The sequence below is a fragment of the Pseudomonas sp. P4_C1 genome, from assembly GCF_056402155.1.
This window is the reverse complement of record NZ_JBFUHY010000001.1, coordinates 1-23,408: the sequence shown is the minus strand read 5'-3', so window position 1 is coordinate 23,408 and position 23,408 is coordinate 1. Positions and strand designations below refer to the sequence as shown.

At 60.4% G+C, this 23,408-nt stretch carries 22 protein-coding genes; 4 read left to right on the top strand and 18 right to left on the bottom strand.

From position 1 onward, the window contains the following. Positions 1-66 precede the first annotated feature (66 nt). From AC1DU9_RS00110 to AC1DU9_RS00070, 9 genes are all read right to left on the bottom strand, one after another. Entirely contained in the window at positions 67-1,515 is a 1,449-nt protein-coding gene (locus AC1DU9_RS00110) for an efflux transporter outer membrane subunit (protein ID WP_223463246.1), read from the bottom strand. Beyond that, positions 1,512-2,399, bottom strand: a complete 888-nt coding sequence (locus AC1DU9_RS00105) for an efflux RND transporter periplasmic adaptor subunit (protein ID WP_457265713.1) — start codon at positions 2,397-2,399, stop codon at positions 1,512-1,514. Before AC1DU9_RS00105 ends, AC1DU9_RS00110 begins: the two co-directional genes overlap by 4 nt. Further along, positions 2,396-2,605 (bottom strand): DUF1656 domain-containing protein, encoded by a 210-nt coding sequence (locus tag AC1DU9_RS00100; RefSeq protein ID WP_007987399.1) that lies wholly within the window; start codon positions 2,603-2,605, stop codon positions 2,396-2,398. The genes AC1DU9_RS00105 and AC1DU9_RS00100 overlap by 4 nt, the downstream gene beginning before the upstream one ends. After that, entirely contained in the window at positions 2,602-4,674 is a 2,073-nt protein-coding gene (locus tag AC1DU9_RS00095) for an FUSC family protein (RefSeq protein ID WP_223463245.1), read from the bottom strand. The genes AC1DU9_RS00100 and AC1DU9_RS00095 overlap by 4 nt, the downstream gene beginning before the upstream one ends. Continuing rightward, positions 4,671-5,099 carry a MarR family winged helix-turn-helix transcriptional regulator gene (locus AC1DU9_RS00090; protein WP_223463244.1) on the bottom strand — a complete coding sequence of 143 codons (429 nt, stop codon included), beginning with the start codon at positions 5,097-5,099 and terminating at the stop codon, positions 4,671-4,673. The genes AC1DU9_RS00095 and AC1DU9_RS00090 overlap by 4 nt, the downstream gene beginning before the upstream one ends. A 131-nt stretch (positions 5,100-5,230) precedes the next feature. Then, entirely contained in the window at positions 5,231-5,512 is a 282-nt protein-coding gene (locus AC1DU9_RS00085; protein WP_223463243.1) for a type II toxin-antitoxin system RelE family toxin, read from the bottom strand. Then, positions 5,502-5,747, bottom strand: coding sequence for a type II toxin-antitoxin system prevent-host-death family antitoxin (locus AC1DU9_RS00080; protein ID WP_150726393.1), 246 nt, complete (start codon positions 5,745-5,747; stop codon positions 5,502-5,504). The genes AC1DU9_RS00085 and AC1DU9_RS00080 overlap by 11 nt, the downstream gene beginning before the upstream one ends. 82 nt (positions 5,748-5,829) lie before the next feature. Further along, entirely contained in the window at positions 5,830-6,075 is a 246-nt protein-coding gene (locus AC1DU9_RS00075) for a DUF2789 domain-containing protein (protein ID WP_150726392.1), read from the bottom strand. A gap of 138 nt (positions 6,076-6,213) precedes the next feature. Beyond that, positions 6,214-6,675, bottom strand: coding sequence for an aminoacyl-tRNA deacylase (locus tag AC1DU9_RS00070; protein WP_108219767.1), 462 nt, complete (start codon positions 6,673-6,675; stop codon positions 6,214-6,216). Between the two features lie 198 nt (positions 6,676-6,873). Between AC1DU9_RS00070 and AC1DU9_RS00065 the strand changes: the two genes are divergently transcribed. Then, on the top strand, positions 6,874-7,407 hold the full coding sequence (locus AC1DU9_RS00065; RefSeq protein ID WP_223463242.1) for an NfeD family protein: 534 nt from the start codon (positions 6,874-6,876) through the stop codon (positions 7,405-7,407). A gap of 2 nt (positions 7,408-7,409) precedes the next feature. Next, positions 7,410-8,168, top strand: coding sequence for a slipin family protein (locus AC1DU9_RS00060; protein WP_108219769.1), 759 nt, complete (start codon positions 7,410-7,412; stop codon positions 8,166-8,168). Between the two features lie 18 nt (positions 8,169-8,186). Here AC1DU9_RS00060 and AC1DU9_RS00055 read toward each other — a convergent pair whose 3' ends face one another. Together AC1DU9_RS00055 and AC1DU9_RS00050 are read right to left on the bottom strand one after the other, a co-directional pair. Next, positions 8,187-9,770, bottom strand: a complete 1,584-nt coding sequence (locus tag AC1DU9_RS00055) for a glycosyltransferase family 39 protein (RefSeq protein ID WP_223463241.1) — start codon at positions 9,768-9,770, stop codon at positions 8,187-8,189. A 326-nt stretch (positions 9,771-10,096) separates the two neighbouring features. Further along, positions 10,097-10,423, bottom strand: a complete 327-nt coding sequence (locus tag AC1DU9_RS00050) for a hypothetical protein (protein ID WP_223463276.1) — start codon at positions 10,421-10,423, stop codon at positions 10,097-10,099. Between AC1DU9_RS00050 and AC1DU9_RS00045 the strand changes: the two genes are divergently transcribed. Continuing rightward, on the top strand, positions 10,328-11,209 hold the full coding sequence (locus AC1DU9_RS00045) for an RHS repeat-associated core domain-containing protein (RefSeq protein ID WP_223463275.1): 882 nt from the start codon (positions 10,328-10,330) through the stop codon (positions 11,207-11,209). The genes AC1DU9_RS00050 and AC1DU9_RS00045 overlap by 96 nt on opposite strands. A gap of 63 nt (positions 11,210-11,272) precedes the next feature. Here the strand turns inward: AC1DU9_RS00045 and AC1DU9_RS00040 are convergent, their stop codons facing one another. The 7 genes from AC1DU9_RS00040 to AC1DU9_RS00010 all read right to left on the bottom strand — a co-directional run bounded on the left by AC1DU9_RS00040 (position 11,273) and on the right by AC1DU9_RS00010 (position 20,236). Continuing rightward, on the bottom strand, positions 11,273-12,139 hold the full coding sequence (locus AC1DU9_RS00040; RefSeq protein WP_457265714.1) for an ABC transporter permease: 867 nt from the start codon (positions 12,137-12,139) through the stop codon (positions 11,273-11,275). A 21-nt stretch (positions 12,140-12,160) separates the two neighbouring features. Further along, a complete protein-coding gene (locus tag AC1DU9_RS00035; protein ID WP_223463938.1) occupies positions 12,161-13,021 on the bottom strand; it encodes an ABC transporter ATP-binding protein in 861 nt (286 codons plus the stop codon). 5 nt (positions 13,022-13,026) lie between these two features. Further along, on the bottom strand, positions 13,027-14,052 hold the full coding sequence (locus AC1DU9_RS00030; protein ID WP_223463939.1) for an ABC transporter substrate-binding protein: 1,026 nt from the start codon (positions 14,050-14,052) through the stop codon (positions 13,027-13,029). 18 nt (positions 14,053-14,070) lie between these two features. Then, a complete protein-coding gene (locus AC1DU9_RS00025; RefSeq protein WP_223463940.1) occupies positions 14,071-14,958 on the bottom strand; it encodes a TauD/TfdA dioxygenase family protein in 888 nt (295 codons plus the stop codon). A 369-nt stretch (positions 14,959-15,327) separates the two neighbouring features. Then, complete coding sequence (locus tag AC1DU9_RS00020; protein ID WP_477809596.1) at positions 15,328-16,692, bottom strand: HlyD family type I secretion periplasmic adaptor subunit; 1,365 nt, start codon at positions 16,690-16,692, stop codon at positions 15,328-15,330. Beyond that, on the bottom strand, positions 16,682-18,838 hold the full coding sequence (locus AC1DU9_RS00015) for a type I secretion system permease/ATPase (RefSeq protein ID WP_223463945.1): 2,157 nt from the start codon (positions 18,836-18,838) through the stop codon (positions 16,682-16,684). Before AC1DU9_RS00015 ends, AC1DU9_RS00020 begins: the two co-directional genes overlap by 11 nt. A gap of 42 nt (positions 18,839-18,880) precedes the next feature. Then, on the bottom strand, positions 18,881-20,236 hold the full coding sequence (locus AC1DU9_RS00010) for a TolC family outer membrane protein (RefSeq protein ID WP_223463950.1): 1,356 nt from the start codon (positions 20,234-20,236) through the stop codon (positions 18,881-18,883). A gap of 356 nt (positions 20,237-20,592) precedes the next feature. Here AC1DU9_RS00010 and AC1DU9_RS00005 point away from each other — a divergent pair. Continuing rightward, a partial coding sequence (locus AC1DU9_RS00005) for a retention module-containing protein (RefSeq protein ID WP_477809595.1) occupies positions 20,593-23,408 on the top strand: 2,816 nt, incomplete at its 3' end.

The following is a 23,408-nucleotide window of genomic DNA, read 5'->3' as shown; positions in this document are numbered from 1 at the left end:
GCCTTGTGCGAAGAAAGGGCGCTTTGCACAGACGCCCGTCCAACACTTCAAAGCATAGCAATGGCCTCAGGGTTTGCCGGAGTTCGACGCTTGCGTTCGTCCGCTTTCCCAACCGCCGCCCAAGGCGAGGAACAAATCGATCTGGCTTGCGGCAACCTGGGTGTTCGCGGCCGCCAGTTGCGCCGTGACGTCGATGTAGGTGCGGGTGGCTTGCAGGTCGGCCAGGAACGAGGCGCGCCCGGCCTGGAAGAAGCGGTGGGTCTGGTCGGCCGCCAGTTTTGCCGATTGCTCGGCGTCCGCCAAGGCATCGCGACGTTGCAATAACGCGGTGTATTGGGCGAGGCCGGTCTGGGTTTCACGAATGGCGTTGAGCACCACCCCATCGAAATGCGCCAGCGTCGCCTGGGTCACCGCCTCGGCCTCGCGGATACGCGCCCGGGCGCCGTTGGTCGGCACCTTCCAGGTCAGCGACGGACCGAAGCCCCAGCGGTTGGTGGACGGGTCGCCGAGATCGTCCAGGATACCGACGGTACCGATGGTCGCGCCGATGCTGATATTCGGGTACAGCTCACCCGTGGCGACGCCAATACCGGCCGTCGCGGCCGCCAGCCGCCGCTCGGCCTGCCGCACATCCGGGCGACGCTTGAGCAACGCGGCGCCATCGCCCACCGGGATCAACTGCGCGATTTTTGGCAGCTCGTCGCAAGTGGCGGTGCCGGCCGGCAATTGATCCACAGGTTTGGCCAGCAACATCGACAAGCGGTAGAGCCCGGCCTGACGCGCCGCCTCATAACGCGGCATGTCCGCGCGCAGGGATTTGAATTGGGTTTGCGAGCGAGTGACCTGGGTTTCGTCGCCACGCCCGGCATCGCGCAGGCGCTGGATCAGCGTCGTGCTCTGGGCTTGCAGGTCGAGGGAGTGCTGGGCAATTTCCCGCTCTTCATTGGCCGCGCACACCTGGGTGTAAGCCCGAACCACGTCGGCCACCACGGTGATGCGTGCCGTATCGGCGGCTGCCTGAGTTGCATCGGCGTTGGCCTTGGCCGCTTCGATGCCGCGTTGCAAGGTGCCGAACAGGTCGAACTGGTACGACGCGCTGATGCCGATATCGCCAATGTTGGCCACCGGCACTTTTTCCGGGATCAGGAACGCCTGGCCGGACTCCTGCAAGCGCTGGGCGCCCATCTGCACGCCGCCACTCCAGCCGCCCGCCGCTTGCGCCTCATCGACCTGAGCGCGAGACCGCGACAAGCTGGCCGCCGCCACGCGCAAATCAGTGTTGGAGGCCATGGCCTGTTGCACCAACTGATCGAGTCGCGGGTCCTGATACAAACGCCACCAATCGGCCGGCACCGGCGCGGACACCACCGTTTTACCATCCACCGCCAGATCGCCCTGGAAGTCTGGACGATGGACAGCCGCCTCTTCGGGCAAATGATAATCCGGCCCGACCATCTGACACGCCGACAGCAGCAAGCCTAACCCGGCGACCGCCAAACCCGAGGCCTTGCTCATTGCGCCAGCTCCCGCTTTTGATCATCGATGATCGATACCGTGGCGGTGCGCCCGGCGATCATGCGGAAATCTTCCGGCACGTCATCGAAGGCGATGCGTACTGGAATCCGCTGGGCCAGCCGCACCCAGCTGAACGCCGGGTTGACGTTGGGCAGCAGGTTGTTGCCGCTGGTGCGGTCGCGGTCTTCGATACCGGCGACGATGCTCTCCACGTGCCCGCGCAGGCGCGCATTGTCGCCGATCACCCGTATGTCGACGCTTTGGCCGATATGGATGCCGTTCAGTTTGGTTTCTTCGAAATAGCCATCGATATGGAATGAGTTGCTGTCGACCACCGACAACACCGGACGCCCGGCGCTGACGAACTCCTGGGCCCGTGGCGCGCGGTCGTTGACGTAGCCGTCCACCGGGCTGCGGATCACCGAGCGGTCGAGGTTGAGTTGTGCACTGTCCACCGCCACCTGGGCCTCCATCAAAGCCACTTGGGCGCGGGCCACTTTCGACTGGCTTTCTTCCAGTTGTTCACCCGGCACCAGATTGCCCAGGCCCTTGTTACGCTTGGCCTCGCGCTGGGCCTGGGCCAGGGTTTCTTCACGGTCGGCAACGGCCGCTTTCGCCTGGCGCAGCGCCAGCTTGAAGCGGTCCGGATCGATGCTGAACAACACCTGGCCGCGTTTGATCAACTGGTTGTCGCGCACCTCCACTTGCTGGATCAGCCCGGACACGTCCGGGGCGATTTGCACGATGTCGGCACGGATGTGCCCGTCGCGAGTCCAGGGCGCGAACATGTAATACATCACCATGCGCCAGACCACGACAACGGCGAAACTCACGATCAACAGGGTCAACACCACGCGACCCAGGGTTAGAAACGGTTTTTTCATGTCATCAGGTATCGACTGAGTGAGTCCACAGCGCCAAGCAGCAAGGCGTAGAGGGCCACGTTGAACAATGCCCGGTGCCAGACCAGACGGTAAAAGTGCAGGCGCGTCAGCACTCCGTGCACCAACAGGTACAACACATACGTAATGCCCATCAGCACCAGCAGCGTGGGCAGGAACACCCCGCTCAGATCCAGGTCACCGATCATAAAGGCGCTCCATCAATGCCATGGGGAAGCGGTTCTTCGGGCTCGGCGGCACCGACGAATTCGACGCCGGGCAACAGTGCCAGACGCAAGCCGCTCAGGGCGTGCAGCAGATGCCGACGGGTTTCATCATCGCCGGCACCGCTGAGGGCGCGACGGGTGCGGTCGAGGGTCATCAGCAACGGGCTCGGTGCCGGCAAGCGCTCACCGGCCTTGAGACAGGCCTTGAAGTACTCGCCAACCTCGGCCACCACCTGGCGCAGCAGCACCTGCGGCACACCGAGGACCCGCGGCGTATAAGCGAGCAGGTCCAACAGATTCAGCGCCACTCGCACTTCCCGCAGCGCCACGCCAGAGTCCTGGCCGGTCATGGCCAGACGCGGCAGATGCTGCATCAGCCGATCGAGCATCCGTATGCCCAGAAGCCGATGCTCGGACAACGTGGCCGGCTCGGAGAGGCCGACAATGTCACGCCAGCTGAAACGGGTCAGGCGCTTGGCTGCAAGTTCGGCCCCGAACGGCCGGGCAATGAGGGTCCAGATGAACGCGAACAGCAGCCCCATGGGACCGGCCAGGTTGGAGTTGGCGAAACTGAGGAAGTCCGCGTCGTAAGCGCCCTGAATGCTGATGAAGGACGAAGTGTTGACCAGGGTCAGCAGCATGCCCAGGTAAAACTGCGGCTTGACCGTCAGGGTGCCGACGCAAATGAACGGTACGGCAAACGCCAGCACCAGCATCGGAAAGTCATGCAGGTTGGGCAGCACCAGAAACAGATAAAGGCTGGCGAACACCACCGACATCGCTGTCCAGAAAAAGAACCGGTAAATCTGCGGCGCCGGGTCGTCCATCGAGGCAAAGAAGCTGCACGCTACCGCCGCCAGGATCACGGCGCTGCCGCCATCGGTCCAGCCGAGCAGAATCCACAACACTGAAGCGACGATTATCGCAGTGACGGTGGAAGCAGCGGAATAGAACATCAGGCCACGATCCAGAAACGGCGTCAGCCGTCCCAGCCGCCAGTGCCGATACACCGCGCGCCAGTTGTCCTGGCTTTCGCACTGGATGGCGTATTGCAGGCTGCGGCAGTCCTGCCACAGATCGATCCATTCGCCGAGACGGTAAATGGCGTTGGAGAACAGCAGTTGCTTGCGGTCATCCAGCACTTCGGGAGCAGGTTGCAGGGCCTCAAGTAGATCTTTCAGGGCCTGCCAGCGGTCGAGATCGGCATCCTTGTGTTCGAGCCATTCGGTGGTGGCGGCCAGCAACGGCGCGAACTTGTCCACAAGCTCGGGAGTGCGTCGTTCCAGGGCGTAAAGCGCATCGTCGAGGGCATCGATCACAGGCAGCAGGTGAATCATCCGTCCGCGCAATTCCTTGGTGTTACGCACCGTCTGCGGACGCGAGCCTTCGTGGGGCAACTGACCAATCATCAACTCCAGGGAGTTGAACGTGGCGACCATCGATGCGCGCAACGCGCTGACTTCTTCAGGTTGCACGTTACGGCTGAGAAAACGCAGGCTGTAGGTCGATGCATCGGTAAACCATTTGCTCACCGAATCGTTGAACACCGGCGCCAGACGCCGGGGCCAGAACATGGCACCGACCACCGCCGCCACGGCGATACCGAGAAAGATTTCTTCGGTCCGCGCTTCGGCCACGTCCCACACCCCCAGCGGGTTGTTCACCACCGGCAGGGCGATCAACGGCAAGGTGTAACCGGCGAGCATCAAGGCGTAGTTGTTGGCCGTGCGCAAATGCAGGGACAGAAACAGCAGTGTGCCGGTCCACAGTGCAATCACCACCACCAGCACATAAGGGCTCTGCACAAACATCGGCACGAACAGAACCGCCGCCGCAGCGCCGATAAAGGTGCCGACCGCCCGGTACAACGCCTTGGAACTGGTAGGCCCGAGAAACGGGCTGGAAACGATGTACACCGTGGCCATCGCCCAGTACGGACGCGGCATTTGCATAAGCAAGGCGATGTACAGTGCGATCATCGATGCGGCGAAGGTGCGGACTCCGTAGAACCAGTCCCGCGCCGGGGGCATGCCCGAGAAGAATCCGTTCAAGAGTTGGCCACCGATGGCGGTGTGGCCGCTTCAAAAGCTCTCAGCACCCGCAGCGTAGCTTCCAGATCACCCTGGTCAATGCCTTCAAGTACTTCGTGGCGCAAGCGCACCAGCTCCACTTCGACCGCCTGCACCAGTTCCCGACCGGTTTCGGTCAGGCTCAGGCATTTGGCGCGGCGATCCTGTGCATCTTCGGTGCGGCAGACGTAACCGGCATGGCACAGTTGATCGAGCAGGCGTACCAGCGACGGGCTCTCCATCCCTGCTGCCTGGGCCACCGTCACCTGGCGCACACCCTCGCCCAGACGCCCGATCATCAACAGCGGAACGGCGCAGGCTTCGGAGATTCCGTAGTTGACCAGCGTAGTCTGGCAGATTTTGCGCCAATGCCTGGCGGCCACCACCATGGCACTGCTGATGTTCATCTGGAGAACGTCGAGGTTATTCGGCACGAGGGAAAACACACACTGTTAGTTTGCTAACTATCAATATGCATTGGAGAGGATTTTCCGTCAAGTTTTGAAACAAATACGTAATAGAGACCTGTCGAGAGCGATCAACGTTTCCTGGCGCGCTCATACACTTCACTGCGCTCGCGCTTTCCTACTGCAACGACAGAAACGACAACGCGCTCATCTATCACCTCGTAGACGAGTCGATATCCCGATGACTTCAACTTGATTTTGTAGCAGTCGGGCATGCCATGGAGTGAGTCGCAAGGGACTCGAGGCAGTTCAAGCCGCTCTGCCAACTTCTTTTTGAATTGTTCACGCAACGTGTGCCCCAGCTTGTCCCATTCCTTGCGTGCAGACGGCAGAAATTCGAGCTTATAAGTCATCCAGCGTTACCGAAATCGGCGTTTCATGACGACGAGAACGCACGATTTCCGCCAATTCCAGATCATCCAGGCGTTCCATCATGGCTTCGAACACATCGGCAGGGACCATATACCCCATGACACGATTGTGATTGAGCACTGCGACGGGCCCTCCATGGGCGCCATTCAAAACGGCAGAGGGGTTTTTCTTTAGTTCAGACACGCTGACAGCCATGTCAGCCAAAACACTTTGCATAATTAAGACCTCAAATAAGGTCTTAATTCTGGTCAATTATTGTGATCAGAGCAACCTCGGTGAACCACCGCCTATCAGTTTTCTAAACCCCCCGCCCTTTCCTCAGCAGCACATCCAGCTGATCCACCACCTCCGCCCAATCCGCGTCATCGAGTATCTCCTCTCGCAGAAGATCCGCCTGACTCGGGCTCCAGAAAAATGCATCCGCAAGGTGCAGCTCCGGTTTGAGCGGTGAATGGGTGGCGATGAATTTATCGATGCTTTCGGCGTCGTCCGGCAGGCCGAGTTGCTTGAACAGGGATGGAAGGTTGTGGGTTGGGCTTTCCATGTCTAGCTCCTGTGAACTGATTAAGGGACCGCTGCGCGGTCATCGCGAGCAGGCTCGCTCCCACACGGTTCTGAGTCGATCACAAAACCTGTGGGAGCGAGCCTGCTCGCGATGACGTCAGCATTGACGAAACAAAACTCAATGACTCAACTCCCGCACTTCGGCATGCGGCACCATTTTCAGAAACTCGGGCATGTCCATGCGCACCAGGTTGACGTGATTGCCGGCCTCCAGATAGATGTCTTTCTGCCGGGTCAGCAGCGGATCGATGACCACCTCCAACCCATAGGACTCACCCAGCGCCGGTACGGCGCCGCGTTCGCAATCGTCGAACAGGTGCGCCAGGTTGCTTTCGCGAGACACCTGCCACTCACCGCTACTGCGGACTTTGCTCAGGTCAAGGTGACGGCTGGCGGGCAGCACGGCCATCAGGTAATGCCCATGGTGATCGTCGAGGATCACCGATTTTGCCACCCGTTCGGCAGGAATACCTGCGACCCGTGCCGTTTCGAGGCTGCTGGCCGAGTGTGGGTGGCTGACGATGTCGTAGTTGCATTGAGCCTTTTCCAGACTTCGCTGCACGGTTCTTGCCATACGCATGATGCACCTCGGTGTCCGCAACAATCGCTGGCGGACGCTGGTTAACAATTCTTTCGGTACTGAAAGTCTAGGCCCGATGACGTGTTCCGGCGGGAAATCCGCCCATCGGATGTCGACGAAAATTGAGCAAAATTCATACCGGCCAAGGCTCAACTAAACTGTGTTCAGAGCCACCCCAAGACTCTCTCGGAGGGTCAAGTGAACTTGCGCTGTTGTGCCATTGCGCTGCTGTTGGCGTTGAGCGGATCGACCTGGGCCGCCGACACGGTTGTATTGCTGGTGCCCAACCCCCTCGGGATCTGGCTGATCACCTTCGGCCTCGCGTTTCTGATCGCCGAGGCGGCACTGCCCAATTACGGTGTGATCGGCCTGGGCGGCATCGTGATGTTCGTGATCGGCGCGGTGATCCTGACCAATACCGATGTGCCCGAGCCGCTAATGATCGGCCTGGGACTGGTCAGCGCGCTGTTGCTGATCTACCTGGTGTTTCACGCCCTGAAGACCCGACCGCGCCACACCGTCAGCGGTGATGCCGGGCTGGTCGGCAGCGAAACGCCAGTCACGTCAGTGCAGCTCGGCAACGCCTATGGCGGCTGGGTGCATCTGCAAGGAGAACGATGGCAAGTGCTCAGCGCGACACCGCTGCAGCCCGGGCAACGGGTGCGAGTGGTGGGGCGCAAGGGTTTGCTGCTGCAAGTGGCCGCGGCTGACGCGGCGCCGGGTGGAGAATAGTCATGGGTTTGCAATTGGGTCTTGTCGCGCTCCTGCTGTTGCTCATCGCACTGGCGGGGTCGACGTTTCGCATCCTGCGCGAGTACGAGCGCGGCGTGGTGTTCCAGCTCGGGCGCTTCTGGCAGGTCAAGGGCCCTGGTCTGATCCTGCTGATTCCGGTGGTCCAGCAAATGGTCAGGGTCGATTTGCGCACCGTAGTGCTGGACGTGCCGCCGCAAGACGTGATCACCCGCGACAACGTGTCGGTCAAGGTCAACGCGGTGCTGTATTTCCGCGTGCTCGATCCGCAAAAGGCAATCATCCAGGTTGAAGACTTTCTGATGGCCACCAGCCAACTGGCGCAGACCACGCTGCGGGCGGTGCTGGGTAAACACGAACTGGACGAACTGCTGGCCGAACGCGAACGGTTGAACCTGGACATCCAGCAAGTACTCGACGCCCAGACCGACGCCTGGGGCATCAAGGTCGCCAACGTCGAGATCAAACACGTGGACCTCAACGAATCGATGATCCGCGCCATCGCCAAGCAGGCTGAAGCCGAACGGGAACGGCGAGCCAAGGTGATCCACGCCGAAGGCGAATTGCAGGCCTCGGAAAAACTCATGCAGGCCGCCGAAATGCTTGGCCGCCAACCGGGGGCCATGCAGCTGCGCTACATGCAGACCCTGAGTTCGATTGCCGGCGACAAGAGCTCGACCATCGTCTTTCCACTGCCGATCGAGTTGCTCAAGGGCATGGCGGACTTGTCGTCGAAACCCTGAAGGTTGCGATGACGCCACTCATTGTCCGGTATTGCCAGACAGGTACAACCTCGCGGCAACACCACCAGCCTTCATCTGACGAGCGATATGCCATTGCGCCGGCAACGGTGCGAACTCGTCAGGTACGTCGGCGGTACTGATCAGCCAGGTTCGTCCCGTGCCCTTGGGCAGGTCGCTCAAGTGGTCCAGGTACACGTCTGGCATCGTCAAGGTACCGAAACCATAGTCGTTCGGCCGGCTCGAAGTGCCATCGGCCCGTGGCGGTGTGTAGAGCAGGGGCTGGGTACTGGTGCGGTTGTAGTAGACGTAACTCAAGTACCAGAGCATGTCACTGGTGACGATCCGGTCCCCCGGCTGAAAATGCAGGTTGACGTCTTCCACCAGGACATTGACCTGATCATGGACGTCCACTGTCGCGTTATTTTTCAGGCCCACCAGTTCAACACCGACAAACAGGACCAGCACCGTCATGGCCAGCACCCGGGAACCGGAGTACAAGCGGTCGATTGCCAATGCCGCCAACAGCGGCAGGCCAAGGGCATACGCGGTGAGGTAGCGCTCGATGAATATCGGCGAAAAAAACGACACCGCAAACACCAGCAGCATCGGGACAAAGGTGTAGACCGCGAGCAACGCGCTGCCACGGAACACACTGCGATCACGCGCCAGCGCCACCCACGCCAACACCGGCAAGGTCAGCGGCAAGGCAATAAATACCAGTGGCGGCAGGGTTTCTCCGTCGTCCTGGGTCAGCAACGACCAGACCATCGACGGCAAGGAATCCAGGCTGACGGGCAATTCCCAGCCAACATCGCCATTGGCCTTCAACTGGTCCAGGTGGCGTAGCAGGTCGACAAACCCCGGTAGCCACGGCAGATACAGCGCCACGATAGCCACATTGGCCAGCCACCAGTCACCCCGCTGGATGTGTCGCAGGCGATGACCCGGCTGCACACGGATGATCCCCAGATACAGCCAATGGCAGAGCACGCAAAGGGCCGTGAAGTAATGGGTGTAAAACGCCGCGCTCATCAGCACGACATAGATCACCAGATAGCGCCGGCGCTGCGGCTTGCGGATCCAGTACACCAGCGCAATGGTTGCCCCCAGCAACCACAGCCCCAGCAGCGAATACATTCGCACTTCCTGGCTGTAGCGCACCGCCGTGGGCAGCAGGGCCAGCAGGAAGCCGGCGAAGATTGCAGCACGGCGGGTGGCGAGCTGATCGACCAGCCACACACCGAGCCCGACCGAGGCAATCCCCGGCAGGGCACTGAGGCAACGGATCGACAATATGCCGTCGCCAAACATCGCGATCCAGCCGTGCAGCAGCATGAAGTACAGGGGCGGGTGCACGTCGTAGGCGGCGTGTACCCAGATGTCAGGTAATGAATAACGGGCCAGCAGCAGGCTGGAACCCTCGTCGCCCCAAATCGCGGCAGCGGTCAGATCGTAAAAGCGCACCAGCGCGGCCAATACCAGAATCGGCACCAGCCAATGCTCTCGCGCCCAGCGGATCAACGGTTGCGCGCCCCTGGCAAAACCAGGATTGGCATGCGGTCCCTGAGTGTCGCCCATCGGCGTTTCTCTGCGCGCCTCCATTGCCTCCCCTTGCGACATTGTGTGAAGAGCCAGATTGTTTGTGCATCACTTTAGCCCTTCAAGCCGAGCAACGTCGATGCTGACCCGGTAATGGAGCGATAGCCGGCGGCGGCACCGTCAGCGTTGCGCCGTCTGCGCCACGGGATACACCGACTCCCAACCACCACCCAACGGCTCGCCACAGGAGATCCAAGGTGGTCGCAAAATTTGTGTACGACAAAGAACCAATGTAGGAGCGAGCCTGCTCGCGAAAGCGGTGGATCCGTCACCACCTCCATGCGCTAGCCCATAGAAACAACTCACACCACTATCAGTTCTGATAGTTATCAAGTTGGGCTCAAGCGAGTAAAACTCAAGGTCTGCTCCACTTCCGCGAAGATCCCGGTATGAGTCACGCCAAACCTGTTGATCCAAACAACCGCAGCGAGCCACGGGTAATACTGCTGGCAACCGACCGCAGTCAGTCCATCATTGGTGAAATCGTCGATGGCCAGGCCCACACCCTCGGCTACTCCGCCTACGGCGAGCGGTCCGCGCAGCAGAAAGTCGAGACACGACTGGGGTTCAATGGCCAATTGCGCGAAGAAAAGATCGGATGGTATTTGCTGGGTAACGGCTACCGCGCCTACAACCCCTGCCTGATGCGCTTTCATAGCCCGGACAGTTGGAGTCCGTTTGGACGGGGTGGGTTGAATGCGTATATGTATTGCGTGGGGGATCCGGTGAATGCTTCGGATCCGACGGGACATAGCAGGGTGGGAAAACTCTTTTCGCGCGGCTACGATTTTCTATTTGGCGGCCCCGGAGCTACAGGGTCAGGCAGACCATTAGCGGATTTTGGTCCAATGTCTCCTGAAAAAACGGGTGAATTCACGGGGTTAATGATAGCGGGTGGTCCTGTAGCGGCGGCACCCGGCCCAAGAGGAGACATAATAAGCGAGGGTGCGCGGATGACCAGCGTTGCCTCGGAGAGTCTTAGTCGACCTGGATACGCAGACGGAGCGGCGTTGGGCGGATTGACCGCTCTTGGTAATAGATCAACAACTCCCTTCGGAAGAAGCGGAGACGGTGGCTGGGCTATGGGCTCCAACTCAAGCGCTCGTGGCCACTTACCGCAGCGATCGAGTTCTTTTGACCAACCGAGAACTCTATTCAATGGTTCAACCCCAACGGAGCCAACCCTCGTACACGAGAGGCTTTTAGGTGGTGCACCGCCTAGCGGCCCACCAAGCGCAGCGACCAATAACGGCCCCGCTGGCGGCGCCTATCTTCCAACATCTCCTCCGAGTTCGCGATCATCATCGTTCGACAGCTCTGGACCGAGTGACTGGAGTTCCAGTTCCAGCTCAAGCTCTTCTCGCTCTCCCAGGCCAGTGCTTGTGACGCTTATACGTAGAAGTGACGGCTCGTCGTTCAATTACTGGGTAACGAAAAAATAGAAACGCTGATCGCCTTGCTCAATGGGCTCATTACCAATATGTCGTCCAAACATTCGGCGTTCCCTAACGCACCATCCCCCACCGCCTAACCGTCACCCGCTCCAACGAATCAAACACCAGATTCTCCACCAGCAACCCAATCAGAATCACCACCGCCAACCCGGCAAACACCTTGTCGGTATACAGCTCATTGCGATTCTGAAAGATGTACCAGCCCAACCCGCCCTTCCCGCTGGTAGCGCCAAACACCAGCTCAGCAGCAATCAACGTCCGCCAGGCAAACGCCCAGCCGATTTTCAGGCCGGCGAGGATCGACGGCAGCGCCGCTGGAATCAGGATGAACAGCACGAAGCGCATGCCCTTGAGACCGTAGTTGCGCCCGGCCATGCGCAGGGTTTCCGAGACGCCGAGGAAGCCGGCGTAGGTGTTCAGCGCCAGCGCCCAGAGTACCGAATGCACCAGCACGAAAATCAGGCTGTTCTGGCCCAGTCCAAACCACAGCAGCGCCAGCGGCAACAGGGCGATGGCCGGCAAGGGGTTGAACATCGAGGTCAGGGTACTGAGCAAATCGCGACCAAATTGCGTCGACACCGCCAGTGTGGTCAGGGCAAACGCCAGGCCGATGCCGATCAGGTACCCCTTGAGCAACACCACCAGAGATATCCACACCTTGCCCAGCAATTCACCGCTGAGCAGGCCGTCGTACAAGGCGTGTGCGGTTTGCACAAAACCCGGCAGCAGCAGGTCGTTGTTTTGATACCGGGCAATTGCTTCCCAAAGCACTGCGAGCAAAATCAGGATCAGGCTCTTACGTAGCCAACCTTGCTGCCACAGACGTTGGCCGAGGGGTAATTCACGCTCCAGCGGCACGCTGGTCAGTGGCTGCAAAACCGTTTCGAACTCTTCACGCTGGGATGATAAATGGCTCATCGGGCCCTCCTTTCAACTGGCTCAATAAGCGATGCGGATGTCGGCGAAATCCAGCTCATGATCGGCTTGGGTCGGCTGGCCTTCGTCGAACAGCAGCCGATGGATGCGCCGTGCCGATTCCTGAAACGCCACACCGCCGAGGCTGTGCAAATCGTATTGATGGCTGTGGACTTCCGCCCTCACCCGCCCCGGATGCGGAGACAGCAACAGGATGCGGTTGCCCACCACCAGCGCTTCTTCGATGGAGTGCGTGACGAACAGCAGCGTGAAACGCACTTCCTCCCAGAGCAGCAATAATTCTTCCTGCATCTTGCGTCGGGTCAGGGCATCGAGGGCGGCGAAGGGTTCGTCCATGAGGAGGATTTTCGGCTGCATAGCCAGTGCCCGGGCAATAGCAACCCGCGCCTTCATCCCGCCCGACAGGGTATGCGGATAAGCATCGGCAAACGCCGCCAGACCGACCTTCTCCAGATAATGCAACGCCCGCTCTTCGGCCTCTTTGCGCTTGAGGGTTTTCGAGGCCAGCAGCGGGAACATCACGTTCTGCTTGACGGTTTTCCACGGCGGCAGTTGATCGAACTCCTGGAACACCACGATCCGGTCCGGCCCCGGCGCATCGACGCGCTGGCCTTGCAGACGGATCTCGCCTTCCACGGGCTGGATGAAGCCGGCGGCAGCCTTGAGCAACGTCGACTTGCCACAACCGGATGGCCCGAGCAGAACAAAACGGTCCGCCGGATCGATCTGGAAACTGACTTGATGGGTCGCCCGCACCACCCGCTGCGTCGTGCGGTATTCGAGGCTGACGTTATCGACCGACAGCAGCGCCTGGGCTGCCGCGATCGGTTTGCTGACCGTGTGGCCTTGCAAAGGGGCGTTCATTTCGGTCAGCTCCCTTGCAGCGGCTTGGCGTCCTGGAAGAAGTAGTCCTTCCACGAATCCGGTTTGTTTTTGATCGCGCCAACGCGGTAGAGGAACTCCGCCAGCGGGTAGGTGTTTTTCGGCGTGACGCTGAATTCGAACTGCGGGTTGTCGATGATTTTCAGCAACGCGGCGCGATCGATTTTGGCCTTGGTAACGCGGATATAAGTGTCGGCTGCCGCGCCCTTGTCGTTCTGCGCGAATTGCGCCGCTTCGATCAGCGCATCAATGAATGCCTTGTAGGTTTTCGGGTTCTCATTGCGGAATTTCTCGGTGGCGAACAGCACCGTCGGCGAGTTCGGGCCGAGCAGGTCATAGGTGTTCAGCACCACGTGCACATTGGGATTGGCCAGTTCCTGATCCTGGAACGGCGGATTGGAAAAGTGCCCGCTCAGCTCGGTGCCGCCGGCCACCAGCGCCGCTGTCGCGTCGGGGTGCGGAACGGCGATGGTGTACTTGTCGAGGCGATTGAAGTCCTTGTCACCCCACTGTTTGGCCGCCGCGTATTGCAGGAAGCGCGACTGCACCGACACGCCCACCGCCGGTACCGCGATACGGTCCTTTTCGGTGAAGTCGGCGATGGTTCTGACCTTGGGATTATTGCTCACCAGGTAGTACGGGAAGTTGCCCAGGGAAGCCACGGCTTTTACGTTCTGCTTACCGTGGGTGCGATCCCAGATAGTCAGCAGCGGGCCGACACCGGCGCCGGCAATGTCGATCGAACCCGACAGCAACGCATCGTTGACCGCCGCGCCGCCGGAGAGCTGGGTCCAGTCGACCTTGATGTCGATACCTTCCTGCTTGCCGTATTTCTCGATCAGGTTCTGATCGCGCACCACATTGAGCAGCAAGTAAACGATGCCGAACTGTTCGGCAATGCGGATTTCACCTTCGGCGTGGGCCACGGTCGGCGCCACCAGGCTGCTGGCGATCAGGCTGAAACCCAGGCCGATGGCCGCGGCCAGCGGAGCGAATGGAAGACGTTTGGACATGATCAAATCTCCGACAAATCAGAAAGGCGCGTCGCCCTGGATGGTGGTGCGATACAGCTTGCGGCGCAGATGGCTGGGGCATCCGGCGGCGAGGTGGATCAGCGAACGGTTGTCCCAGAACACCAGGTCTTGGGGCTGCCATTGATGGCGATAGATGTTTTGCGGTAGCACGCTGTGAGCGTAGAGTTCGGTCAGCAGTTGTTGGCTCTCGTCGTCCGGCAGGCCAACGATACGGGTGGTGAACCCTTCGCTGACGAACAGTGCCTTGCGACCGTTTTCCGGGTGGGTACGCACGACCGGGTGCACCACTTCGGCGACCTGGGCGAGCTGTTCCGGGGTCAGGGTCGGGCGCCAGCTGCCTTCGAATTTGGTCTCGCTGTAACGCGCCGTGTAGGAGTGCGCCGCCGAGCGACCTTCCACCGCTTTGCGCAGCGCGAGCGGCAGGTTGTCCCAGGCTTTGTGCATGTCGGCGAACAATGTGTCGCCGCCTTCTGACGGCAGCTCCCGGGCATGCAGCATCGAGCCCAGGCTCGGCAGCGCCTTATAAGAAAGATCGGAGTGCCAGAACTTGCCGGCGTCGCCCAGGCCAATGTTCTGGCCGTTTTCGACGATGTTGGAAACGATGAGGATTTCCGGATGCCCTGCCAGCAGGAACTGCTTGAGCACGTGGATCTGCAACACGCCAAAACGACGACTGAAATCGATCTGTTGCTCAGGGGTTATGCGCTGGTCGCGGAACACCACCACGTGATGATCCAGGTGCGCGCGGTGAATACGCGCGAAGTCCTGATCATTGATCGGACGGGACAGGTCGAGACCGATGATCTCGGCGCCCACCGCTCCGCTGAACGGGCGGACCTCAAAGAATTGTGGCGCGATGCTTGGCGAAGCTGAAGCTGCAGACATAAATCACTCCCACGCACGGCACGCTCAGAGGCGCGCGCGTCGATCAGAAACTCACGGAGGTCCCGTGTTGGTTCGTGTCGTGCGGCGCGCCGATTGGTCGGCAGGTACGCAGGAGACTGACTTTATAGATATAAGAATTTAAATTTAAATACCGTTAACGAATAACGTTATGGCGATTGAGAAGGCGGCGAGTGGATGGCTGAGTGACGTAATTTGTCACTTACTCACAGGGTTGAGGTGTTTTGACTGACGCCATCGCGGGCAAGCCCGCTCCCACAGGTTTTTGTGTCGGGCACATATTTGTGTTCCAGCAGAGAACCCTGTGGGAGCTGGCTTGCCAGCGATGAGGCCAGAAAGGCCACTGAAGATCTAGCGCTCGTGCAGCGCCTCGGCTCGCGCGCGGATGATCGGCTTGAGCAGGTAGCTCAGCACGGTCTTCTTGCCGGTGATGATGTCCACGGAAGCCACCATCCCCGGAATGATCAGCAACGGTTTTTCATCGGTGCCCAAGTGGCTGCGGTCGGTGCGCAGCTTGATGATGTAGTAGGTGGTTTTTTTGTCTTCGTCGGTAATGGTGTCGGCGCCGATCTGCTCCAGCCTGGCCTTCAACCCGCCGTAGATGGTGTAGTCATAGGCGGTGAATTTCACCGTCGCTTCCTGCCCCGGATGCAGGAACGCGATGTCCTGCGGGCGGATCTTCGCCTCGACCAGCAAGGTGTCGTCCAGCGGCACGATTTCCACCATGTCGCTGCCTGGCTGGATAACCCCGCCGATGGTATTGACCAGCAACTTGTTGACGATACCCCGCACCGGCGAAGTGACCAGCGTCCGGCTGACCCGGTCTTCCAGGGCCTTGCCGGTGGCCTGGGCCTTGTTCAGATCGGTGCGTGCTTCGTTGAGTTGGGTCAGGGCTTCGCTACGGAATTTGCCACGGGTTTCATCGACCTTGCGCTGCACTTCCTTGATTGCCGATTCAGCACGCGGAATGGCCAGGGTGGTAGCGTCGAGCTGACCACGGGTCTCCGCTTCGGCACGCCTGAGGCGCAGGACTTCCACCGGCGATACCGCGCCCTGGGCCACCAACGGCTCGGACATGCTGATTTCCTGACGCTGGAAGCCCAATTGCTGGCGATACTGTGCCTGCTTGGACGTGAATTCGCGCAGCTCCTGCTGGCGCTGGATCAACTGCTCCTGCAAGCCGCCAATCTCGTCGTGCAACTGTTGGCGGCGGCTTATATAGAGCGATTCTTCGTTCTTGGCCTGACCCGGCACGGCCTTGAGTACATCTTCGGGGAAGTTCAGCGGGCGATCTTCGACCTCGGCGCTCAGACGTTCGACCCGCAGCAGCATCGACAACCGATCGGCCTCGGTTTCGCCGACGTTCGAAGCAAATCGCGTGTCGTCCAGGCGAATCAGCGGTGCGCCGGCCTCGACGATCTGGCCTTCCTTGACGAACAGCTCGGCAACGATACCGCCTTCAAGGTTCTGGATTTTCTGGATTTTCGACGATGGAATCGCCTTGCCGTCGCCCTTGATCACTTCGTCGATGACCGCGAAGTTGGCCCAGAGCATCAGGAATACAAAGAAAGCGATGATCGCCCAGATCGTCAGCCGCACCACTCGCGGCGCATCCTCGATCAGTGCCTTATTGACCTCCGGCAGCGGCTGGCCCTGCAGCGAAGCAGTGCCTTTGAAGTAGCGACGGATCGAATCCTTACCCGACTTAAGCAACACTGATCTGCCCCTTCTTCAACGCTTCCATCACCGCGGCTTTCGAGCCGTCGGCGAGTATCTGCCCGCGGTCGATCACGATCAGTCGATCGACCAGCGACAACAGCGATGCCCGGTGCGTCACCAGCACCATGGTCTTGTTTTCGATCACCGCCGCCAGGCGCTGCTTGAGGCGTTCTTCGCCGGTGTTGTCCATGGCGCTGGTCGGCTCGTCGAGTAGCAGGATCGGCGGATTGAGCAACAGCGCACGGGCCAGGGCGACGTTCTGCCGTTGACCACCGGAAAGGTTCTGCCCGCGCTCGCCCACTTGCAGCTCATAGCCCTGCGGATGCAAGCGCGCGTACTCATGGACGCCGGCCAGTTCTGCGGCTTGCAGCACCAGTTCATCCTCGACATACCGCGCACCGGAAACCAGGTTGTCGCGCAAGGTGCCGGCGAGCAACTGAATGTCCTGGGGCACGTAGCCGATGTTGTAGCGCAGCTCGCTGACGTCGATCTGGCGAATATCCACACCATCGACCAACAACGAGCCATCATCCGGCTGATACAGCCCCACCAGCAATTTCGCCAGCGAGCTCTTGCCCGAACCGCTTCGGCCAATGATGCCGACCTTCTCGCCGGGACGAATCGACAGGTTGATGTTCTTCAGCGCCAGGTTCTGCTGTTGCGGGTAGGTGAAGTTGAGCTGACGGCACTCAATGCCGCCTTGCAGCACCTTGCGGCTGAGCGGACGCTCTTCGAAATTGCGCTCCTGGGGCAGCTCCATCATCTGGTCGACCGAGGTCATGGTCACCCGCGCCTGCTGATAACGGGTCAACAACCCGGACAGTGACGCCAGCGGGCTGAGCGCTCGGCCACTGAGCATGTAGCAGGCAATCAGGCCGCCCATGCTCAGGTGGCCGTCGATGATCTGGTACACGCCGAAGACGATCATGATCACCCCGGCCAGTTGCTGGATCAGCAAGGTGATGTTCATTGCCAGGCCGGAGAGCATTTTCACCCGCAACTCAAGGCGACTGAGGGTGCCGATGGTCTGTTCCCACTGGTACTGGCGTTCGCTTTCGGCGTTGTTGACCTTCACCGCATCCAGGCCGGCCAGGGTTTCGATCAGGCTCGACTGACGCTCGGCCCCCAGCGCCATGGTCCGCTCCATGGTTGCTACCAGGGGTTTCTGCAAGGCATAGCCGATGGCCAGGGCAATCGGGAATGCCAGCACCGGTATCCACACCAGATGCCCGCCGAGGATCGCGATGACGATGAAAATCAGGAGGGTGAACGGCAGGTCGATCAGGCTGGTGAGGGTCAGCGAGGCGAGGAAGTCCCGCAGGCTCTGGAATTCATGGATGTTCTGGGCAAAGCTGCCGACCCGCGCCGGCCGGTATTTCATGGACATGCCGACGATGCGCTCGAACAGCGTGGCCGAGATGATCAGGTCGGTTTTCTTGCCGGCCAGATCCAGGCACAGGCTGCGCAGGCTTTTCAGGATAAGGTCGAAGAGATAGGCGCCCGTTATGCCGAGTGCCAGCACCCATAACGTTGCTTCGGCCTGGTTCGGCACGACACGATCGTAGACGTTCATCACGAACAACGGCGCGGCCATGGCGATGATGTTGATCAGAAAACTGGCGGCAATGGCGTCGGCATACAACCAGCGCGAACGCTTGAGGGTGTCGCGAAACCACGAGCGCGCACGCGGAATCAGCGTGCCGTGATTGACGTCGAATTTGTGCTGCGGCTGGGCGAAAAAGACCTTGCCGGTGTAGTCGTCGACCAGCAGCTCACGAGTGACCAGGGACTCGCCGCCATCGCTTTCGCTGAGCAGCACCCGCACCTGATCTTCGCCTTGCCAGCCAAGCAGGACGGCACTGCGACCGTCCTTGAGCAACAACAAGGCCGGCATGGCAATCGCCGGAATATCCTCCAGCTTGCGTTGCAGCACCCGACCTTGCAGCCCCGCGCGAGCGGCCGCGCGAGGCAGCAAGTCGACACTCAGGCGTTGCTCGGGCAGCGGCAGACCCGTGGTCAGCATTGCCGCGCTGGCAGGCTTTTGGTGCAGCATGCAAAGAGCGAGCAGACCATCCAGCAACGGATCGTCATGCAACGCGCGCGGATCATGAATGAGTTGAACCCGACTGACTTCTGATTCCACGCTCGGCACTCTTGGCTAACAATTGAACAACGAAGGTCCCGCTCAATTCATACCGGGCAATTGAACCTTGGGCTTCACGTCGTTCTGCACAACGGATGCCAATGGTGCGACCACTCCCTGGCTTTTGAGCAATTCGCCCATGGTCGCCTTGATACGGTACTGAGTAAATAACTGAGTGTTCTTGATCTCCGCCAGACGATGAGAGGAGGTAAACAGTTCGTTCTCACTGTCGAGCAAATCGAGCAGGGTGCGCTCGCCGAGGCTGAACTGACGCTGGTAAGCGGTCCGCACGGCGGTACTGTGATCGACGTATTGCTGGGCGATCGGCACCTGCGCGTTGGCGTTGTTCAGGGCGTTCCAGGCCAGGCCCAACTCTTCATTCAATTGGCGCAGGGCGTTGTTGCGGATGTCCAGCGCCTGGTTCGACAGGTAGGACTTGGATTCCAGATCGGCCTTGTTGCTGCCGCCGGAATACAGGTTGAAGCGCATGCGCAGCATGGCCTGCCATTCGTTGTCGTGGCCGTTCTGACCATCAATATCGTTGTCCGCGGTGCGACCCAATTCAGCATCGAAGCGTGGGTAGAACGTCGACTTGGCCGTGTCGTACTGCTTCTCGGCGGCGGCGATATCGGATTCGGCCGAGCGCAGGATCGGGCTGTTTTCCAGCATCTGCGCGCGGGCTTCATTCAGATTGGCCGGCATCAGCGCCATGAAGCTCGCCGGGCGCTCCAGTTGATCGGGCATCTGGCCGACAGCGGAGAGGTAGTTGGTTTCGGCGTCAGCCAGGTTGGTCTGCTCGGTGATCAGGTTGTTGCGCGCCTGGGCCATCCGCGCCTCCGCCTGATCGAGGTCGGCGCCGCTGCCGACACCTCGCTGGGTGCGCAGCTGGATCTGGTCGTAAATGCGTTGGTGACTCTTGAGGTTGTCCTCGGCCAGACGTACGAATTCGCGACGGGTCAGCACGTCGAGATAAACCTGGGCCACGGTCAGCCCGGTACGCTCGGAAGTACTCAGCAGCGAGTAGGCGCGGGAGTTGACGGCGGCTTGTTGACGCCCCACTTCGCTGGACGTCGCGAAACCGTCAAAAACCATTTGGGTCAGACGCAAACTGGACTCACTGCGATTCAGGGTTTCCCAGTGCTTGTTGCCGCTACTGTCCGCGCGGGTCGTCACGCTATCGGTGCCTTCACGACCGTAACCACCCAGCAGGTCAACCCGTGGCAGGTATCCACCTTTCGCAGCCTTCAGCTGATAGTCCGCAGCCAATCGGCTGTTGACGCCTGCCTGGACCTCAGGATGGACATCCAACGCTTGCTGCATGGCCTCTGGCAAGGATTGCGCCTGAACAAAAGATGCGGCGAGGGCGAAAGGTATAGCCATGAACAAAGGCAAACGCATGTAGGAATTTCCCAGAACTTCTTGTCTTGAATCACAGCAAAAGAACGTGCTGCGTCGGAAGATCGCAAGCCGAATGACCGTATGTCGGAAAGTTCAAAAAGCGGAACTGGATCACATACCGAGGACGGGTCACCACTGAAATATCAATGTGACATTACTGGGGCGATTGTTTAGGATGATCTGCAGAAGGTCAATAGTTTGGCATAAAGTTAATAGCTAAAAATTCCAGCCAAATTATTGACGTATTTTTGCGTCAAACTCGTGCATCCATTTTGCAATGTACGTCCAGACTGGTCGGCGCAGGCGCCATCAGGTCTATGGAAGTCAACTGAACGTGACACCCCGGAGAGTCTTCAATGAGCAGTGTTGTTGCCATAGTCAAAAGCATTGTCGGTCAGGTTTTCGTGGTGTCCCCAGAGGGCGTCCGCCGTGTTCTCGTTGAAGGCGACAAACTGTTTGCCGGCGACCAGATCGACACTGGCCTTTCCGGTGCCGTGTCCCTGGAACTCGCCGATGGCCGCACCCTCGATCTGGGCCGTGACACCCAGTGGAGCGCTGACGCCCCGGACTCCGGCACTGATCTGGCAGCCGCCACTGCGCAAGCCGCGCCATCGGTAGAAGAGCTGCAACAAGCCATTGTCGCCGGTGCCGACCCGACCAAAGACCTTGAAGCCACCGCTGCGGGGCCGACGGCGGCAGGTTCTGCTGGTGCCGTCGGTGGCGGTCACAGCTTCGTGGTTCTCGACGCCACCGCTGGACGCGTCGATCCGACCGTTGGCTTCCCGACCGCAGGTATCAACTCTGCCGGGCAAACGGCCCTGGAAATCCCGAGTGGCCAGACCACCAATGCCAACGCCAACGCCAACGCCAATACCCCGAGTGAATCAGTCCTCAGCCTCAGTGCCACGCCGAGCATCACCGAGGCCGGGGGCGTGCTGGTGTACACCGCAACCCTGACCCAGGCACCGCTGACCGACCTGACTGTCACGTTGTCCAACGGCGCCGTGATCGTGATTCCCGCGGGCGCGACCACCGGCAACGTCAACGTGCCATTGGCTGCGAACGACACTGTTTATAACGACGCGACCCAGATCGAAGTAACGGTCACCGGCACCAGCGGCGGCAGCGGTATCACCGTGACGCCGCCGACTACCCCGGCCGTGACCCAGGTCACCGATACCGTCGACTCCACCACGGTCACCCTGACGGCCGGCAATACCGTCACCGAAGGCGGGCAGATCACCTACACCGCCACCCTGAGCAACCCGGCCGGCACGCCGATGACCGTGACCTTGAGCAACGGCTCGGTCATCACCATCGAAGCGGGCAAGACCAGCGGTAGCGTCGTGGTCGAGACCCCGGCCAATGACGTTTATGTCAATGGCAGCACCGTCAGCACCACCATCACCGGCACCACCGGCGGCAACTTCGAAAACCTGGTGCCGAACACCCCGCCGGCCGTGACCACCATCACCGATTCCGTGGACAGCACCGGACTGAGCCTGACGGCCACCGGCAACATCACCGAAGGCGGGCAGATCACCTATACCGCTACCCTGACCAACCCGACGCAAACACCGGTGACCGTGACCTTGAGCAACGGCTCGGTCATCACCATCGAAGCTGGCCAGACCACCGGCAGCATCGTGGTCGAAACCCCGGCCAATGACGTTTATGTGAACGGCAACACCGTCAGCACCACCATCACCGGTACCACGGGCGGCAACTTCGAAAATCTGGTGCCGAACACCGCGCCAGCCGTGACCACCATCACCGATTCCGTGGACAACACCGGGCTGACCCTGACGGCCACCGGCAACATCACCGAAGGAGGCCAGATCACCTACACCGCTACCCTGACCAACCCGACGCAAACACCGGTGACCGTGACCTTGAGCAACGGCTCGGTCATCACCATCGAAGCGGGCAAGACCAGCGGTAGCGTCGTGGTCGAGACCCCGGCCAATGACGTCTATGTCAACGGCAGCACCGTCAGCACCACCATCACCGGCACCACGGGCGGCAACTTCGAGAACCTGGTGCCCAACACCACGCCGGCCGTGACCACCATCACCGATTCCGTGGACACCACCGGGCTGAGCCTGACGGCCACCGGCAACATCACCGAAGGCGGGCAGATCACCTACACCGCCACCCTGAGCAATCCAGCCGGCACGCCGATGACTGTGACCTTGAGCAACGGCTCGGTCATTACCATCGAAGCCGGCCAGACCTCCGGCAGCGTCAACGTGCCGACCCCGGCCAATGATGTTTATGCCAACGGCAGCACCGTCAGCACCACCATCACCGGTACCACGGGCGGCAACTTCGAGAACCTGGTGCCGAGTAAAGAGCCGGCAGTAACGTCCATCACTGACTCGATCGACACCACCACCGTGACGCTGAGCGCCACACCGAGCGTGGACGAGAACGGCACCATCACCTACACCGCGACGCTGACCGACAAGAACGGCGCCCCGGTGACCGCGCAGAACGGTCCGGTCACCGTCACGCTGGACAGCGGCAAGGTCATCACCATCGCCGAAGGCCAGAGCGCCGGTAGCTTGCCGGTGAGCGTCGGCAACGACGTCTACCAAGGGCCGACCACGGTCACCGAATCCATCAAGGACGCGGTGGGCGGCAACCTGGAACAGGTGTCGCCAAACACCACGCCAGTGACCACCACGGTCAATGACGTCAATGACAGCACCACCGTGACCCTGAGCGCGACGCCGAGCGTGGACGAAAACGGCACCATCACCTATACCGCGACCCTGACCGATGCCCAAGGCCAACCGGTCACCGCGCAGAACGGTCCAGTGACCGTGACGCTGGACAGCGGCAAGGTCATCACCATCGCCGAAGGCCAGAGTTCCGGTAGTTTGCCGGTCACCGTGGGCAACGACGCCTACCAAGGGCCGACCACGGTCACCGAATCCATCAAGGATGCGGTGGGTGGCAACCTGGAAGCCATCAACCCAGTGAAAACCCCGGTCAGCACCACGGTCAATGACGTCAACGACACCACCACGGTGACCTTGACCGCGACGCCGAGCGTGGACGAGAACGGCACCATCACCTACACCGCCACGCTGACCGACAAGAACGGCGCCCCGGTGACCGCACAGAACGGTCCAGTGACCGTGACGCTGGACAGCGGCAAGGTCATCAC